Raw genomic sequence first — 17,702 nt, forward strand, 5'->3', positions numbered from 1 at the left:
ACGTAAGCTGCCTTTATTTATCCGAAGGTATAATCGCTGACGATACTGTGCTGCTACGGCCAGAAACACCCGCCGGTTGCGGAATCCGGAAACTGTTTGTCCCTTTCCTGGCGATGGCAGGCACTGTGTCAGGTGCAGGTACCGGAACTACGGCACTGGTATGCTGACTCAGCTCAGACGGGTCTGAAATAGTAATTGCCTGCTCTTCCCGGTTTTCTTTCTCGATAGCTTCTTCCGCATCCTGATTCAGTACCAGCAAACTGATACGACGGTTTTCTGCATCATCACCCTGAAGATCTTTCAGCTTCATAGTGTCAGCCATACCAACTACCCGGAGTACTTTTCCCTGATTAAGGCCGCCACGCACCAGTTCACGGCGCGAAGCGTTGGCACGGTTTGCCGACAATTCCCAGTTACTGAAACCTTTTTCTCCGTCCTGATAAGGAAAATCATCTGTATGTCCTGCAATACTTATTTTGTTGGGCACATCGTTCAGCACAGGTGCAATAGCCTGCAGCAGAGTGCGCATATAGGGTTCAACCTCAGCGCTGCCCAGCAAAAACATTGGCCGTTGTTTACTATCGATAATCTGAATACGTAACCCGCCACTGACGACAGTAATCAATAAATGGGGCCGTAGTGCTTTCAGACGCGGATCATTGAGTAACAAACTTTCCAGCTCTTTTTTCAGTTTTTTGAGCTGCTGTACATCACGCTGATGTTTACTGTCTGTTTTACGAGGCGTCTTTAAGGTTTCACCCTGTTTTTGCGTAATATCATTGCCTCCGCCAGGTACCGGACTGACGCTGTCACTGCTGCGTTGTCCGCCGGATAATGCCACCCGCAGTGGCATTTTGAAATATTCAGCAATCTGTTGCAGCTCTTTCGGGGTGGATACAGCAATCAGCCACATCACCATAAAGAAGGCCATCATTGCCGTCATAAAATCGGCATAAGCAATTTTCCAGGAGCCATGACTTTCATGGTGGCCCGACGACTTTCTTTTTTTCACCACCACTATCTGGCGTTCGTCAGGTTTCATACATCTGCTTCCGCTGATGTTTTATTTACAGATTTGTTTTCACGTACATGATCTTCAAGTTCAGTAAAGGATGGTCGTTCCGTTGAATACAGCACTTTTCTGCCGAACTCGACGGCAATCTGTGGCGGATAACCATGCATATTGGATAGCAGCGTGATTTTAATACACTGCATCATTTTTATATTTTCGGCATATTTCTGCCGCAGCACCGCGGCCAGCGGGGTAATAAATCCGTAGGAAAGCAGAATACCAAGAAATGTCCCGACCATGGCATGAGCAATTAACGCGCCCAGCTCGGCTGCCGGGCGATCTGCTGACGCCAGGGCATGAATCACCCCCATTACAGCCGCCACAATACCAAATGCAGGCAGACCGTCACCTGCCATCGCTATACTTTGTGCCGGTGCATCACTTTCATGTTCATAGGTTTCTATTTCTTCATCCATCAGAGATTCAATCTCAAATGCGCTCATATTACCGCTGATAATCAAGCGCAAATAATCGGTCATAAAGTCAGTCACCATTTGATCATTCAGCAAACGCGGGTACTGAGTAAATATCTCACTCTCCGCCGGATTTTCGATATCCTTCTCCAGAGCAAGCACTCCCTGCTGACGGGCCTTAGATAACAGAATAAATAACAACGTCATTAAATCCAGGTAATGCGTTTTCGTATATTTCGAGCCTCGCAGTAATAATGGCAGAGCTCTGAGTGTTTTTAATACTGACTTACCATTATTCCCAACCAGAAAAGCACCTGCCCCTGCCCCGCCAATAATTAATAGCTCAGAAGGCTGATATAATACCCCCAGTTCCCCGCCAACCAGAACATAGCCTCCCAGCACTGAGGCGATAACCACTATATATCCCAGAATAATTAACACGGAGACCCCTTACGTCATCGGTATATTTTGCGGATTTTGATTATATTGATATTATTAAAAACTAATAAAAAATATAGTTATCACATTACGGAGAATAAACAGATCAGATAATGATCATATTTTTATTTCTTCACCCCGCATATATACGATGTTATCGGCAGGTGTCTGCGGAAGTTTACGTTTTTTCACCGCCCTGGAAGGGGGCTGGCATAAACTGCAAATAAAGCTCCCCTTAGGCTGATGAGCATGATTAATAAACTGTCCGTGGCAACAGCGGCAGGCTGCCAGTTCAAGCATTCCGCTATCCACAAAACGGATCAATGTCCATGCGCGGGTCAGTGCCAGCAGTGGTCCTGTATCTGCGGGAGGACATTGTTCCAGGTACAGACGATAGGCAGCAATCAACCCATCGACACCATTAAGCAGATGTGTTTTCTGCATAAATAACCATGCGTGAAAGAATACGGTCGCATGAATATTATGTTCCCATGTCATAAACCAGTCGGTGGAAAACGGCAGCATCCCCTTCGGCGGCGGGCAACCCTTGATTTCCTTATACAACCGGATAAGACGTCCGCGGCTGAGTACGGTCTCACTTTCAAGCAATTGCAACCGTGCTCCCAGGCGGATCAGGTCAATCGCCAGCTGGATATCATGACCTTCACGTATAACGCTATGTACTTTCATATTTACCTCCTGAATCTGGCCCGAATAATCTCTAAGAAACGGATTGTAAAAGTTCACTGGCCAGCATAATTCCGGTATGGATTTGCTGCATATCATCCACCCGGGATTCACGCGTCAGCTGCTGAATAATCGTATAATCTATAAACCGTAACTTACATATCAACTGATTTGTCTCAGCCAGCTTAACCAGTTCGGGTAAAGTAAGTTCAGCCAGTTTATTCGCCATTGACTCATCAACCCCTAAACGGAACATGGCTGAGGATTTATCCTGACTAATTAATTGCTGGGCCAGAAGTAAATATGAAAGGTTAACATCATAAATATGTTTCACCAGGTTAGTTGTATTCATTTTTCTTTCCTGCTGTATAAATTGTGAACCTAAAGGCCCGGCAAGCCGTGCACTGGTTTCCCGGGGTATATTCATCCGTGAAACTTATCTTTCATGAACTTAATTACAAGATTAAATAATTAAAAAGCTTTCGGAAACAGTATAATAAACCGCAACTTCTGAGTTTAGTGAGAGAATACGAAGTTATTTTTTCCTTTTTTATGGGATTTATCTTATTAGAATTTAACCTCTATCAGTAACGCGCACAATAACTTTCACGGTTGTTTCATCTTAATAATTGACCCAGATCATTTCGAAATTTACAGCACTCTCTTTTGAGAGTAATGAAACCCATTTATTTTTTTTATCAAAAACTGCGATCAGCCTGTTGAAACAATTAATAACAAATCCACTGCCGCGGCAATGGGGTGTGTAATGTTAAATTAAATTTCTCATTCACTTCTTACGGAAGCAAGAGATACTTATTCTTTTACATGAATAAATATTCAAACGGCAATTTGTGTTAGCAAGCAGAAGGTTATACCACCCGGCGCTAAAGATAAAACATTATTCTTAAAATAACGCCTTCCGTTGCATGACTATTTCAATATAGAAAGTACGACGATTATTCACCTGCTAAAATCAATGCCTTTATTAAACAAAATCGATCAATTCTGAAATTAATTATTTTAACCTGCCAGCATCAACCGGCATTGATATAAAAAATAATGGCATTACCTTGCGTACAGGTACTGTTTGTGGCAGTTACTACCGGCAGGACAGCATATAAGATTTTTACATCACTATTCAGTGCGGTGATGAGCTATGAGTTTATCCTGTAAAGAGATACAGCCAGTTAATTTACATTGCCCGATTCTGGTTATAAATAATGCAATCTTTCGAGGGGGGTTATCAAAATACTGCGCTGTAATTTTCTGATTGTCCTCTGCAGATGATTCATTACAGAGGATGGTTAATGCTTTATCTGCAGTGATACTGACTTTCTGGTTCACCGATATAACGGCCAGTAATAGCCGGATTCTGTCATTATCCTGTTTTCCGGAAGACTGTCGTCTGCAACAGGAGATAATGAGACTTGAAAAACAGCATACTGCACATATCTGATATAGTGACAATCATTATTCGGCAGTAAACAGAGGAATGTACGATGACAATAGAGTATGCAGTAATTGCCGGTGGCTGTTTTTGGTGTACTGAAGCGGTATTCAAAAGCATTAACGGGGTTGAATCCGTCGAAAGCGGCTATACGGGGGGGATCACGGAAAACCCAGTCTATCAGCAGGTATGTGAAGGTACTACCGGACATGCAGAAGCTATCCGGATTGGTTTTGATCCTGCGGTCGTCAGTTACGGAGATTTACTGGATATCAGTTTTGCTACCCACGACCCTACTCAGTTAAATCGTCAGGGAAATGACATCGGGACACAGTACCGATCAGCTATTTTTCCTGACAGCCCGCAGCAGGAAGCCGCAGCCAGAGAAGCCATTCAGCGTGCCGCAGCAGAACACTCTGCACCGGTAGTCACCACCATCGAACCGCTCCGGACATGGTATCCTGCCGAAGACTACCATCAGAATTACTGGGATGGTGCCGGCCAGCGCAACGGTTTTTGTCTGGCGGTAATCCCGCCAAAGTTACAGAAATTACGTAAACGCTTTGCTGAGCAGGTTAAAGACTGAGGTTACTGACCATCCGCTGAATAAAATACCATCATCTTGCGGTCAATTGCATCAACAAGCTCAGTAGTTAAGCGAATAAAACAAAAGAATAAAAAAAATCTTGACCGTTTGCGGCCGACTCCCTATAGTACCGCCCCGTTAGCCGCTACAGCGGTCGACAGAAAAAATGTGGTGAGGTGTCCGAGTGGCTGAAGGAGCACGCCTGGAAAGTGTGTATACGGCAACGTATCGAGGGTTCGAATCCCTCCCTCACCGCCATTATTTATTAAGAGAGCCTGAACGAAAGTTCAGGCTTTTTTATTGCTTTCAGCGAGCACCGGCCCGGGAGGGTGAGAACCCTCGCAGGGTTCGACAACACAGCCTGTTGTATGGCCGCAGGCCACCCGCAGGGCGTGCTGCAACGCAGCACGTATATCCCTCCCTCACCGCCATCATTTATTAAGAGAGCCTGAACGAAAGTTCAGGCTTTTTTTCTCNNNGTGCTGCAACGCAGCACGTATATCCCTCCCTCACCGCCATCATTTATTAAGAGAGCCTGAACGAAAGTTCAGGCTTTTTTTATCGATTTCAGCGAGCACCGGCCCGGGAGGGTGAGAACCCTCGCAGGGTTCGACAACACAGCCTGTTGTATGGCCGCAGGGCATGCTGGCAGTAGAAGGATCAGGTTCAAAAGCAAAGCCGGACCAGCTCGGCTTCACTCAGGCCGGTTGTGGTAATGATAATGTCTCGGGTAACACCATTACGCAGCATATTACGGGCAATTTTCAGGGTCGCTTCGCGTTCACCTTTCTCAATACCTTTCTCAATACCTTTCTGTTCAAGCTGTTGTGCGATAGTCATCAGTGGATCTCCGTATTGAGGCACCCGTTGTGCCAGTTCACGTACTAAGACTTCGGCATCTGATGTTTCACCTGCCTGTAAAATATAGTGTATCAGCCATATCACCCGTGATGAAGACAGGTCTCCGGCCAGTAAGATGGGGGCCAGCCGGTCTACCAGTTCAGCCAGATCGCGCTGCTGAATATGTTTTTGCAACAGAGTCAGAGCAGCCAGACTGCGGTGCCCCGCGATTTCCTCATCGGGGATAATACTGACATCGACCAGCGGAAAAGCACGATTATAAATTTTGCCCGCCAGTTCAGGATCGTCAAACTCATCAAACCAGTGGGTAGAATATGGATATGGACTGCGATTACCTGTATAGAACAGTACCGGTATCACTAGCGGTAATTTCTTATAACCAGCGTCCAGATGGCGCTGCATGGCAGCAACCCCATAGCGGAGCAGACGAAATGCCATATGTTTATCAGGAGCTGACTGATGTTCGACCAGTATATAAATGTATCCGTCAGAGGAAGACGTTTTCAGGCTATAGAGCACATCGCTGAAATATTGTCGCAAGTCATCTTCAATAAAAGAACCGGACTCCAGTTTCAGTGTACGAAGATCGCAGAGAGCAAGCAAATCAGCCGGCAGGTGGAGTTCTATAAAATCGCGGGCAATATCAGGCTGTGTCATAAACTGACGGAATGTCGCATCGTGAGGTGTCGGGGTACGAGCCTTCTTTATCATGGCACTTGCTCTGAAAAATGACCTGTACATGCTATCACAGTGGTGAAAACGCAGATATTAGCAGCCGGAGGGATGACGATTATTTACACCATGATGCGTATTACCTTAATAAAATCAGTTAGTTATTGAAGAATGGCGAGACGGCGATAAATAAAGTATTTTAGCTTTTCCATCAGCGATTGGATCCGGGCTTTCTTCTGGTTGATTTTTCTGCGTAAATTAAAGGTATCATCCGTAAAATTCGATAAGACATTTACGGAAAGGACAACAGGATAAGAGCAGCTCTGCCGTCCTCGGTTTTATCACGCTATAGCGTACTGCTCATCAGTGACTTTCTCCATCCATTCAACAACGCTACCGTTTTCAGCCTCGGCAATCGCAATATGCGTCATACTGTTTTGCGGGCTGGCCCCATGCCAGTGTTTAACACCCGCCGGAATCCATACAATATCTCCGGGACGGAGTTTTTGCAGCGGCCGCTCCCACTCACAGACAAAACCAGTACCAGCAGTGATAATCAGTGTCTGTCCCAAAGGATGAGTATGCCATGCAGTACGGGCTGACGGTTCAAAGGTAACAGTCGCTCCGCTCACCGTCGCTGGCCCGGAGCCACAGAATGGGGCATCAATACGAACGGTTCCGGTAAAATATTCATCAGGGCCTTTCGCTGACGGCTTATCGCCGCTTTGTAATACGGTAATCATAATATTCTCCTGATCAGAAAGTCTGCGTAGACCAGTCTATCGCTCCGGCGGAATACTGATAAGAGAGTCAATTCAGAATAGGCATGTGAGCAGAATTCAATAATAGGCAGTTTACCCGCAACTGAACGGTGGCTGACTGAAGGAAGGTTAACCGGAACAAATACCATCACCCCGCCAGGTTAATAACCTGTCGGGGAAATAACTATTAATTAGCAGGGAAATCAGTTAAATGTCATACCACCATCGATAATTAATGCCTGCCCGGTCATATAGTCCGAGTCAGAGCCGGCAAGATAGGACACACAAGCTGCAACATCTTCTGGTTCAGAAATACGGCCCAAAGTAACATTTTTCGCCCACTGTTCCAGCCCCCATTCCAGTGACTGACCATTCTCTTCAGCCACTTTTTTGGCGATACCTTCCATCATCGGCGTACGAACAATACCGGGGCAATAAGCATTTACTGTTACACCAAATTTAGCCAAATCTTTTGCCGCCGTCTGGGTGATACCGCGCACCGCGAACTTAGTAGCACCATACACAGCAAGATCAGGATTACCGACCTGACCCGCCTGTGAAGATGCATTAATGATTTTACCAATCACATCCCCGGTTTTTGCGGGCGTTCTTTTCCTGAAATGTTTCAGCGCTGCCTGGGTACCCCAGTAGACACCACCGACATTCACGTCAAAGACTTTATGATATATTTCAGGTGTGATGTCTTCAATCGGTGTGGTCGGACCCAGTCCGGCATTATTTACGATCACATCAAGACGGCCGAATTTCTCAGCGACCTTATCAACCGCAGCAAAAACCTGTTCGCGATTAGCTACATCCACTACCACAGCAAGTGCTTCTCCGCCTGCACGGGTAATCAGATCAACAGTTTCACGGGCAGATTCTCCGTTAAAGTCCAGACTGCCGATACTGAAACCATCTCTGGCCAGTCGCAGTGCCACCGCCCTGCCAATACCCTGACCTGCACCTGTGACCACTGCAACTTTTTTTTCTGCACTCATGGTTATTTCCTTTTGAAATCACATAAATTTATCTGTTGTATAAACGGTGATAATTACCGGCGTATGAACTTGTTGTGATAATCCTAAGGTACCCCCCTGAGAGCAGATTAGAGTGATCCAGATCAAACTTTTAAATTATTTGTCAGGCTGGTTAATGATTAATAGCATTAATTACTTAATTACCCGCCTTACAAAAATCTGTTACTACAAAGAGTTATCCAGCTCCTGCCACCTGGCTGATAATGTCTTTCTCTGTATCATTATTGCCAGTGTCCGCCGGCAAACCTCCCCCCTGTAGAGTTACCTCTTGCGGTATTCCATCAGCCCTAATAGTACCGGGCAAAACACCCGGGATTATTAATAATAAATATTGAACAAAAGAGGGTGTTTTACTGTTTGTTTCGCCACGCCTGTAACCAGTGTTGATAATGCAGCGGCCAGCGGACAGTGGGTGTACCTGGCCTGCCCATTGCAAAACCATGGCCGCCGCGGGAATAACGGAACAGTTCAACAGGGACGTGATTACGCTGACAGGCAGCCTGCATAATTAAGGTATTTTGCGGGTCGGAGACAGGATCATCCGAGGCCTGAACCAGCAAAAAAGGCGGTGATTGCGGGGTGACAAAAGTCGGTACTGATAATTGCGCTTGCTGGCGGGGTGTTGCCTCGCGACCGGCCAGCACGTTATAGGTTGATGTATGATTGTAAGGTGACTGCAAGGTGATCACCGGGTAAATCAATGCGGCCCGGTCAGCCCTTGCTGGCAGGCTGTCAATACTGTCTTGTGGCGGATAGCCGTCAAAATGACTGCGTGTTGCAGCCATTCCCATCAGATGGCCTCCGGCCGAGAAACCCAGTACACTGACATGTTCCTCCCGTGCCCTGATTATCCTTAAGGCACGCTGTGCATCCTGTAATGCCACCAGGTTACCATCATTCCAGCCTTCAGCCGGCAGACGATAGCTCAATATGTAAGCCGTAAATCCCCGTTGATTTAGCCACCGGGCCGCGGGTAACGCTTCCTTTGCTGTTTCAATTCGTTTATATCCGCCACCGGCGGCAACCAATACCCCATAACCCTCAGTCCGTGGCGGTGTATAAACAGTCAGCAAGGGGCGGACGATATTGCTTTGTGCACCACTGCGCGATACCCGGAGTCCCCCGTCAGGGCCCCCGCCTCCCGGTGGTGTTCCCGGCCACAATGGAATAATCTGTGCAGGGCGATTCCCGGCCGACAAACTACCGCGGGCCCGGCTGAGCAGTAGTCCGCCTGCCACACATTCCAAAAAACGACGACGGTCCATAACCACTCCGTTTGATCAACGCTGCGGTTATCACAGCATAACAATGCGCAGGAAATGTGAATAAAGTATCCGCAGATATTTCAGCATGATGGTTATTCGGACAGCATAACAGACAGATCCGGAACAGATGCAGGCACCGGTTCCGCTGTATCGCCCGGTGATCCCGGAGACAGCAAAACATGACCTGAAACAGGGCGAACGGCCTGCTGTTTGTTATTGCGATCGGTTCAGGAGTTATCGCCGGAATGTCATTTTTCTGTTATCTGAAAGAGCCAGGAACACAGCGTTTTCGACAGAGAAAAACATCCCTGAGCGGCAGGGTAACTTCTCCCGCGGGCCCGGCTTGCTGCCGGGCACCACGGGCCGGGGTTTATGATAGTTATCCACCGGCAAATATCATCATTGACTCCGGCCCGTTTTACCTGCCCGTGATTGTTCAATACCCGAGATGGCAATTAACTGATTATTGGCTGTTTCCAGAGCATGGAGTAACGGATCTATCCATAACACCGCCTGACAGTAAGTTAACTGTCCGGGGGTAATGGCGCGACTACCGGCTGTAGCAGTGCTGCCGGCAGCAGTGTACATTGCGCGGGTTCGTAAGCTTTGTGCGTAACGGTACAACCGCTGAGCAATATCATCAGGCACAGGCTGGTTACAACTTTGCCGGTTACGCAGAATTTTCCGATATTCATTAAGTTTTTCCTCTGTCTGTTCCCTGCTGCGGGTATTTGCCGCCAGTACCTGTTGCGAGAGTCTGTTGGTCTGTAGCCATTGTTGCTGCTGGTGAGTAATGATCGCAGCCTGCTGTTGTTGCTGTTGTTCCGCCTGCTGCTGTGCCACCAGCGCAGTTTTGTAGCGCCAGCTGACAACCCCGGTCAGGATCAGGCTGCTCAGCCAAATCAGCATAGCGAGAGTAATAAGCAGGGATTTTATGTTCATCCGTGACTCCCGCTAAATACCTGTAATGCCATTGTGAATCTGGCCTGACGATCAGCAAGCCCGGTACTGCCACCATTAATGATCTGCGTTACTTTGCGGATATTCCCCGGATATGCCAGGCAACCATGGGTTTTGTAGAACCAGGCCGCTGAACGGGCGGCCGGTTCCGGTTGCACCAGCATTTCAGGATAACTCAGCAACGGCAGGTTCAGGCCGCCGGCACAATCACTATAGTTACCGCGGCCAGTGATCTGGATCAGTCCTCGTCCGCGATAAACCCAGCCTTCGGTTGCCGACTGGTTACCCAGCCTGTTACCGTAGATTAATTCCGCAATCTGTTGCTGTTGGGCTGGCTGTTCAGCACTGCGTCCCAGTAATACCGCCTGCTGACCGGTGATGTATTGTGGAAATAATTCGGCTAAGGCATGGCAGGTATAGTTAAAATTTTCGGTGAGTACGCTAAAACCGGCAGATTCGTGGCCGGTCTGAGCAATAAACATTGCCTGATCTTCCGGCTGTTCAATCGAAAACTCTGACATCGCTCTGGTCAGCGGGCCCAGCCAGACCATGGCCAGTGTTTCACTGATCCCTGCGGCTTGCATAAGTTGTTGCTGTTGCATCATAGATGATGATCCCTGAATTTCAGAAACCCGCCATTGCGGGCAGTTAATGTGGATCATCAGCCTAGGTATTTACCCGGTCAGCGACCAGCAACGCCGGTTGTGCCAATAGCCAGCCAGCAAAAACTCAGCAGCAGCACCGATTATTATACGCGGGTACCCTGCGACAGGTGTTTTCAGGGATATAGCCGCTCCGGAGACACCGTTATTACTTCAGAAAATCAAATTGCCCGGGGACGGATAAATTTCCGGATACTGCCAGCCGGACAGAAGAAATATCTGCCCTGCCCGCAAACAGGAAAATTATTGATACAGGCCGAACGATCCGCTATCAGTCACAGGTAAGCAGCCTGCCCCCCGCTCTTATTCACGTTAAACGACCTGTAAAAAGAACAGGCCACAGCTGTCAGGCTGTGGCCTCAGGTAAATAACCGTTAAAAGGCTGAAGGAAAGGTGTATCAGGGCCGGTTTATCACTCAGTCATAGGCCTGCAAAGTACGCTGGCACAGTTCTGAACGGACACAATCCTGTTTATCAAAATGTACCAGACCGACCAGCTGGTCATCCGTAAAACGCTGTAAGGCATCTGCCAGCCCGGAAGTCACCCCCGACGGCAAATCACACTGGGTAATATCCCCGTTAACAATCACAGTCACATTTTCGCCTAATCGCGTAAGGAACATTTTCATCTGCGCGGCAGTAACGTTTTGTGCTTCATCAAGAATGACAAATGCATTTTCGAAGGTCCGCCCGCGCATATAAGCAAAGGGGGCTATTTCGACTTTCCCAATTTCGGGGCGCAGGCAGTATTGCATAAATGAGGCACCGAGACGTTTTACCAGCACGTCATATACCGGACGAAAATAAGGCGCAAACTTCTCAGCAATATCGCCGGGCAGAAAACCAAGATCTTCATCAGCCTGCAATACCGGGCGGGTCACGATAATACGTTCAACATCTTTACCGGATAATGCTTCCGCAGCTTTTGCGGCGCTGATCCAGGTTTTACCACAACCGGCTTCGCCGGTGGCAAAAATAAGTTGTTTATTTTCGATGGCAGCCAGATAGCGCGCCTGCGCATCATTACGGGCTGCGATGACTGAGCGATCGCGGGAGTCACGCGCCATACCAATAGAGTCCATACCCCCCATTTGTACCAGCGAAGTCACCGATTCTTCCTCGCGCTGCCGGTGGCTACGTGAGTCATTACGGATCACCCGGCGCGCTTCACGACGCGCTTTAATCACTGCTTTCTGTCTTCCCATGTTGGCACCTTACAGTTGGTTTCATTTTCCGTGTCTGAAAACAGACGCGTATACGTGAACGCTTTAGAGGTTAACAGGCTTCCTTTTAAGCCATAAACGGCCATAGAAATCAGCGCATCGCTCGAATGAACGTGCACCAGTAAAAGAGACATGCAGTAATGAGAATAAGGGAGAAGCTGCTAATAAGTGTTGATTACAGCCAGTACCTGTGCCGGGCGACACAAGTGAAATGTTTCTGAAGTCATACCAGCAGTCACAATTCATCCATACTCTCCGGAGAAACTATCGACACCATCACTTACAGGGAATAATTTGTACCTGACAGGCAGTGAAATGCAACACTATTTTTACTAATTCGATAAAAAATAATCAGAAATCCGAGTAAATTAATAAAATAACAAATAAAAAACAAAGTGTTATTTTATTTCTTTCCGGCGGGAATAATGATCAGAATAGTCCCCTGACGCCGGTGATATGATATATAAATCAGTCCTGAGGCCAGCAACTGATTTATATTACCGTCATAAAAAAGGTTAATTTTCGAGCAGTGACTGGGCCAGATAATGCTGATTATCGGCAACGCCGGGTAAGGCAAAAAAATATCCGCCGCCAAATGGCCGGATATATTCTTCAAGAGGTTCACCATTCAGCCGTTGCTGTACACTGATAAAAGATTTTTCCAAATCCCGTTGATAACAGACAAACAGCAGCCCCATATCCAGTTGTCCCGATGCCAGTACTTCGCCGGAATAACTATAACCACGGCGTAATAGCAACCGTTGCTCACTGCCGGCATCACGTGGATTCGCCAGCCGCATATGTGCATCCAATGGGATAATCTGCCCTTGTGGATCCTGACTGTAGTCGGGTACATCATGTTCATGCTGCATACCCAGCGGTGCACCATTGGTTTTATTACGCCCGAAAATCGTTTCCTGCTCATGCAACGGTGTCCGATCCCACATTTCAACATGGAAACGAATCAGCCTGACGGCCTGATAACTGCCGCCGGTTGCCCACTCAGGTTCTCCCGAAGCGGGAGCAACCCACAACACCCGTTCAATCAGTTCAGGGTCTGAAGTCTGTGGATTGGCTGTGCCATCTTTAAAACCCAGCAAGTTTACCGGCGTTTCTTTACCACGACTGGCGGCAGCATGGGCAGAAATAAAACCTTCATACCTCCAGCGAACGGCCAGTAAATCCGGCATATATTTGATGATGTCACGGGCCGCATGGATCACCGTATCCCGGCCATTAGCACAGATCTGCAACAGTAAATCACCGTGACAATAGGCAGCATCCAGCGAATCATTCGGAAAACGGGTCATGATTTGCAGTTTACGTGGTTTACGGGCCTGTAACCCATAACGACTGTCAAATAATGATGCTCCCACCGAGACAGTAATAGTGAGGTTATCCGGCAGGATATCCGCCCCAAGGATCCCTGAGTCCATTGGTGGCAATAACGGATTTTCTTGTGCCGGAGCCGGTCCGCCAGTGGTCAGAAATGCGATACGCTCAGTGAGCAATCTGAACATCCGTTGTAAATCTGCGGTATTCTCTGCCAGCACATCAAATGCCAGTAACATCATCGACGCCTGTTGTGGCGTGATAATACCGGCCTGATGTGGCCCGTAGAACGGCTCAAGCCCGTAACGTTGATCCTGTGGAACACAAGGATCTTGTTCCGCGGTACTGGCCTGCGACTGAAACGGACAGCCCCCGCTGACTGCGGCAGCACCGCCAAGCAGGCCCAGTTTTTTTAACCACCGCCGCCGCGATGGTTCGGTGGTCTGAGGTTTACAGGTCATGTTTAATCGAGGCCCAGCGTGCCGCGCAGTTGTGATAAGTCTTCAGCCAGTGTAGTGACCGGCCCTTTCAGCGCATTACGGTCTGCTATAGTCAGCTTGTCATAAGACTGGTAACCGTCACCCTCGGTATATTTGTCGAGAATAGAATCAACTTTAGTAAAGTTCGCGGTGATCTTAGCCAGTAATGCAGGGTTCTGTTTTTCAAGCAAGGGGTGCAACAGGGAAACGATTTTTTGTGCACCGTCAAGATTAGCACGGAAATCTGAAAGATCGGTCCGGCTGTAGCGGTCTTCTTCACCGGAAATTTTCCCTGATGCGATCTCCTCCATTAAACCGGCAGCACCGCCCACCATTTTGGCAGGCGGGAAAGCCAGTTGGTTAATACGCTGCTGCAGTTCCAGGGTATCCTGATACAACTGGTCTGCATAATGTCCCATACCCGCCACCGAATTATCGGCAAATAATGCCTTCTCAAGCCGGTGAAAACCCGTGAATGCAGGATCTTCTGCTTTTTTCTCGTAATCGTCTTCGCGGGCATCAATCCGTCCATCAAGATCAGAAAACAGCTCTGCGATAGGTTCAATACGTTCATAATGGCGGCGGACCGGCGCAAACAGCGCCCTGGCACGGACAATATCACCGGCGTTAATAGCATCAGTGAATTGTTTAGTCCCTGCCACCAGCTGAGTCACTTCCGCAACAACATAGGCCTTGTAGGCGGTTACCGGGCCTTGCAGTGCCAGTAAATGGTTCTGCTGCCGGGTTTCACCCTGCTGACCACTGGCCTTGACTGTCAGTTTCCCCTTAGGGTTACTCAACAGGCCACAGGTCATTTCATATTCTCCGGCGTCGAGGGTTGCCGTCAGTTTCTGGCTGAATCCGGGGGCAATGTTTTCACGCTCTTCAACCACCAGCACGCCTTTAAGTATTTCCCATTCCAGCCCTTTCTGACTGTTATTCTTAATAATAAACTGTGTCTTACCGGCATTGACGGTTAATGCCATAGGCTCACACCTGGTGTCCGTTACCGTCACAGTCACCTGAGGAGTACCGGCTGCATTGGCCAGCCCTGAAACCGCCAGCATCGCGGTGAGTAATGCATGACGACGGAAAACTGTTTTCATGTCTGAATCCCTGTTTATATGGTTTAAAATAGCAGTACCCGGATATCAGCTGGCCGGCCGGCTGACAGTGACTACCGGACCCGCGCTGCGGAAAAACAGCAGTAATGCGGGAATCAGATAAAGGCACCAGACAGCCACTTCACTGACTGTCGGGGCCTCCTGATATCCGAGAATACCTTCCAGTAAGGTACCCGCCACTGAATGGGTCGATAAAATATCACTAAGGTCAAAAGCTACAGACTGGTAACCGTTCCAGATACCCGCCTCATGAAAAGCGCGGACGGCACCGGCAGCCAGGCCCGCGGCAACAAATAAAATGAATAAACTGGTCCAGCGGAAAAAACCGGCAAGATTAAGGGTAATCCCCCCACGATACAGCAGTATGCCGAGGAAAATGGCGGTCACCAGCCCGAGCACTGCACCTGCCGGTGGTGCATATCCCACATCCTGAGTGAATGCCGCCAGCAGGAAAAACACCGATTCCAGTCCTTCACGTGCCACTGCCAGAAACACCAGAGCCAGTCCTCCGCCACTGCTGCGTTGTAAAGTATGTTCGATAGCATCTGTCAGCCCGGTTTTTATATGACGGGCGACCCGCTGCATCCAGAACACCATCCAGGTAAGCACTACGACCGCAACCATCGCCACAATAGCTTCAAATAATTCCTGCTGTTTCTGCGGGAACTCTCCGGTAGTCAGGTTGATGAAAATGCCCAGTCCGAGGCAGAGTACAGCAGCCATTCCGACGCCGGACCACATCGCCGGAAACCATCGGCTACGGCCGGTTCGCTGCAGATAACTGGCAATCAGACTGACAATTAATGCGGCCTCAAGGCCTTCACGGAGCATTATCAGGAAAGGAACAAACATAACTGACCTTATACCGAAACGTCAGCATCGGTAAAATAGTGTAAATAATTACGATTATTATTCTCATTTATAAAAAACGCAAGTTCTGTCAGTAAACATTTCCCGTCAGGCGAATAAAATCGAAAAAAAACCGCCCCATCGACGATGGAACGGTTTTTTGCTCAGTGGTTATCTTAGCGGTTATCAGTCACTCAGAAATGCCTGGCGGGCCTTGTCAAAGCGCTGTAATGCTTGCGGGGACGGACGTGGTCCGATTGAGCTGAAAATAACAATCGCCAGTAATCCGGCAATAAAGCCAGGAATAATCTCGTATAACCCGAATAACGCAAACTGTTTCCAGACAATTACCGTGACTGCACCGGCAATCATTCCGGCCAATGCCCCGTTACGCGTCATCTGTTTCCAGCAAACACTGAGCAATACTACCGGACCGAAAGCCGCACCAAAACCTGCCCAGGCGTAACTGACCAGCCCCAGGACTTTGTTATCCGGATCACGGGCCAGCAGTATTGCGATAATCGCCACCAGCAACACCATCAGCCTCCCTACCCAGACCCGCTCCTGTTGTCCGGCATGTTTGCGTAAAAACGCTTTATAAAAATCTTCGGTCAGGGCACTGGAACAGACCAGCAACTGGCAGCTCAGGGTGGACATTACCGCCGCCAGAATCGCCGACAGTAAGACTCCGGCAATCCACGGGTTGAACAGAATTTTAGCCAGTTCAATAAATATCCGCTCGCCGTTCTGATTTACCGCTGTAGCCAGCGCAGGATTATTATCAAAATAAGCGATGCCAAAGAAACCTACCGCCACGGCACCGGCCAGACAAAGGACCATCCAGGTCATACCAATCCGCCTTGCGGCATGCATTGAACGGTGCGAATCTGCCGCCATAAAACGTGCCAGGATATGTGGCTGACCAAAGTAACCCAGTCCCCAGCCAAGCAGCGAAACAATCGCAATAAAATCCATACGGTTAAACAGATTGGTAAAACCGGAGCCGTGTGCTTCAATCACTGCCAGCGCATCAGGGATACCACCGACCGCAAATATCACAATTACCGGCGTCAGAATCAGGGCGAAAATCATCAGGCCGGCCTGTACCGTATCTGTCCAGCTAACGGCCAGAAACCCTCCGAGGAAGGTATAGATAATAGTAGCTGTCGCTCCGGCCCAGAGGGCTGTTTCATAGCTCATTCCGAAAGTGCTTTCAAATAGCCGTGCACCGGCCACAATGCCTGAGGCGCAGTAAATAGTGAAAAATACCAGGATAATGACCGCAGAAATCACACGTAATAATTTACTGTTATCTTCAAAGCGGCTGGAAAAATAGTCCGGCAGAGTCAGGGCATTATTGTGATACTCCGTATGCACCCGTAAACGACCGGCAATAATTTTCCAGTTAAACCAGGCGCCGAGCAGCAGACCGATAGCTATCCAGCTTTCTGAAATACCCGCCAGAAAAATAGCACCAGGCAACCCCATCAGCAGCCAGCCACTCATATCCGATGCACCTGCAGATAATGCAGTGACCAGGCTGCCCATTTTACGGCCACCGAGAATATAATCGTCAAAGTTTTTGGTAGAACGCCAGGCGAAGAAGCCGATCAGCAGCATGCCAAAAATATAAATAATAAATGTCACCACTAACGGGGTACTGATTGTCATGTTTGTCTCCATTTTTCTTTTATTATCAGGCACAATTAGCGTAAATAGCACGACAAAATAGTCACTCCTCCGGCTTTACGCATAGAAACTGCACATATCGTGTATTTTTTCACTCCCCCTGCCCGCTTGTAACAATGAAGTAACATGTTGTTCACCCTGG

General features: G+C 48.3%; 16 protein-coding genes and 1 tRNA gene. 2 read left to right on the forward strand and 15 right to left on the reverse strand.

Annotation, left to right across the window (positions count from 1 at the left end):
• Positions 1-13 precede the first annotated feature (13 nt).
• The 4 genes from motB to flhD form a co-directional block, all read right to left on the reverse strand.
• Positions 14-1,042: a flagellar motor protein MotB gene (gene motB / locus JK216_RS01475; RefSeq protein ID WP_212711487.1), complete on the reverse strand. Its 1,029-nt coding sequence runs from the start codon at positions 1,040-1,042 to the stop codon at positions 14-16.
• Positions 1,039-1,926, reverse strand: a complete 888-nt coding sequence (motA, locus tag JK216_RS01480; RefSeq protein WP_212709227.1) for a flagellar motor stator protein MotA — start codon at positions 1,924-1,926, stop codon at positions 1,039-1,041. The genes motB and motA overlap by 4 nt, the downstream gene beginning before the upstream one ends.
• 114 nt (positions 1,927-2,040) lie before the next feature.
• A complete protein-coding gene (flhC, locus tag JK216_RS01485; protein ID WP_212709226.1) occupies positions 2,041-2,613 on the reverse strand; it encodes a flagellar transcriptional regulator FlhC in 573 nt (190 codons plus the stop codon).
• Between the two features lie 31 nt (positions 2,614-2,644).
• Complete coding sequence (gene flhD / locus JK216_RS01490) at positions 2,645-2,962, reverse strand: flagellar transcriptional regulator FlhD (protein WP_212709225.1); 318 nt, start codon at positions 2,960-2,962, stop codon at positions 2,645-2,647.
• A 1,147-nt stretch (positions 2,963-4,109) separates the two neighbouring features.
• On the opposite strand from flhD, the gene msrA reads away from it, so the two are divergent.
• Together msrA and JK216_RS01500 are read left to right on the forward strand one after the other, a co-directional pair.
• Positions 4,110-4,643 carry a peptide-methionine (S)-S-oxide reductase MsrA gene (msrA, locus tag JK216_RS01495; protein WP_212711486.1) on the forward strand — a complete coding sequence of 178 codons (534 nt, stop codon included), beginning with the start codon at positions 4,110-4,112 and terminating at the stop codon, positions 4,641-4,643.
• Between the two features lie 170 nt (positions 4,644-4,813).
• A tRNA-Ser gene (locus JK216_RS01500) sits at positions 4,814-4,901 on the forward strand.
• Between the two features lie 408 nt (positions 4,902-5,309).
• On the opposite strand, the gene JK216_RS01505 is transcribed toward JK216_RS01500, so the two are convergent.
• The 11 genes from JK216_RS01505 to putP form a co-directional block, all read right to left on the reverse strand.
• A complete protein-coding gene (locus tag JK216_RS01505; protein WP_212711485.1) occupies positions 5,310-6,215 on the reverse strand; it encodes an Rpn family recombination-promoting nuclease/putative transposase in 906 nt (301 codons plus the stop codon).
• A gap of 302 nt (positions 6,216-6,517) precedes the next feature.
• The gene (locus JK216_RS01510; RefSeq protein WP_212709188.1) at positions 6,518-6,916 is read right to left on the reverse strand and encodes a cupin domain-containing protein; all 399 of its coding nucleotides are present in this window, start codon (positions 6,914-6,916) and stop codon (positions 6,518-6,520) included.
• 224 nt (positions 6,917-7,140) lie between these two features.
• On the reverse strand, positions 7,141-7,938 hold the full coding sequence (locus tag JK216_RS01515) for a (S)-acetoin forming diacetyl reductase (protein ID WP_212709161.1): 798 nt from the start codon (positions 7,936-7,938) through the stop codon (positions 7,141-7,143).
• Positions 7,939-8,327: 389 nt separating this feature from the next.
• A complete protein-coding gene (locus tag JK216_RS01520) occupies positions 8,328-9,242 on the reverse strand; it encodes an alpha/beta hydrolase (RefSeq protein WP_212710241.1) in 915 nt (304 codons plus the stop codon).
• Between the two features lie 399 nt (positions 9,243-9,641).
• Positions 9,642-10,184 carry a hypothetical protein gene (locus tag JK216_RS01525; protein WP_212710242.1) on the reverse strand — a complete coding sequence of 181 codons (543 nt, stop codon included), beginning with the start codon at positions 10,182-10,184 and terminating at the stop codon, positions 9,642-9,644.
• Positions 10,181-10,804, reverse strand: a complete 624-nt coding sequence (locus tag JK216_RS01530; protein ID WP_212710258.1) for a glycoside hydrolase family 19 protein — start codon at positions 10,802-10,804, stop codon at positions 10,181-10,183. Before JK216_RS01530 ends, JK216_RS01525 begins: the two co-directional genes overlap by 4 nt.
• A 476-nt stretch (positions 10,805-11,280) precedes the next feature.
• A complete protein-coding gene (phoH, locus tag JK216_RS01535) occupies positions 11,281-12,069 on the reverse strand; it encodes a phosphate starvation-inducible protein PhoH (RefSeq protein WP_212709164.1) in 789 nt (262 codons plus the stop codon).
• A gap of 533 nt (positions 12,070-12,602) precedes the next feature.
• Complete coding sequence (gene efeB, locus JK216_RS01540; protein WP_212709165.1) at positions 12,603-13,880, reverse strand: iron uptake transporter deferrochelatase/peroxidase subunit; 1,278 nt, start codon at positions 13,878-13,880, stop codon at positions 12,603-12,605.
• 2 nt (positions 13,881-13,882) lie between these two features.
• The gene (efeO, locus tag JK216_RS01545) at positions 13,883-15,004 is read right to left on the reverse strand and encodes an iron uptake system protein EfeO (RefSeq protein WP_212709166.1); all 1,122 of its coding nucleotides are present in this window, start codon (positions 15,002-15,004) and stop codon (positions 13,883-13,885) included.
• 45 nt (positions 15,005-15,049) lie between these two features.
• Positions 15,050-15,874 (reverse strand): iron uptake transporter permease EfeU, encoded by an 825-nt coding sequence (gene efeU / locus JK216_RS01550; RefSeq protein WP_212711484.1) that lies wholly within the window; start codon positions 15,872-15,874, stop codon positions 15,050-15,052.
• 183 nt (positions 15,875-16,057) lie between these two features.
• Entirely contained in the window at positions 16,058-17,542 is a 1,485-nt protein-coding gene (putP, locus tag JK216_RS01555; RefSeq protein ID WP_212711483.1) for a sodium/proline symporter PutP, read from the reverse strand.
• Between the last annotated feature and the right edge of the window lie 160 nt (positions 17,543-17,702).

The sequence above is a fragment of the Tatumella sp. JGM94 genome (genome assembly GCF_018257595.1).
GTDB lineage: Bacteria > Pseudomonadota > Gammaproteobacteria > Enterobacterales > Enterobacteriaceae > Tatumella > Tatumella punctata.